Here is a 382-nt window from a genome sequence, read left to right as displayed (position 1 = left end):
GTCCGTTGCCGATCAGCGCGTGACGGCGCCATACTGAGGTATGGCACTGGAAACGCTCGAAATCGGTCAGTCCGTTGCGGGGCTTCTCGTCGACGGGGTTGAATCCACTCCATACACCGGTGCCACGTTGAAGCATGAGCAACCCAGTGGGCTCATTGTCGAAGTTCCGTTCGTTTACGGCGACCCTACGGAACAATTCTCGCATGTGGCGGACTGGTTCGATAATCAACAGCCGCCAACAAACATGTGGTTAATGACGCATGAAGGTACTGTCGGACTTTATGGGGTTCGCTGGCGTGGGCACTCTATGAAATCGGGAGTTTCATTAGGAAAGCTCTCTCCTCGAGAAGCGCTCTTCGGCAGTTCGACAGCCGCGATCGAC

1 protein-coding gene is annotated in these 382 nt (G+C 55.5%); it reads left to right on the top strand.

Going from position 1 to position 382, the window contains the following annotated elements; genetic code table 11:
* Positions 1-40: 40 nt before the first annotated feature.
* Positions 41-382, top strand: a 342-nt coding sequence (locus SB658_RS22240) for a hypothetical protein (protein ID WP_410602366.1), incomplete at its 3' end; no start/stop codon positions are given.

Source organism: Bacillus sp. SIMBA_008, from assembly GCF_046535495.1.
GTDB classification, from domain to species: domain Bacteria; phylum Bacillota; class Bacilli; order Bacillales; family Bacillaceae; genus Bacillus; species Bacillus subtilis.
The sequence above is the reverse complement of the archived record's forward strand: the minus strand, read 5'-3'. Positions and strand labels throughout refer to the sequence as shown.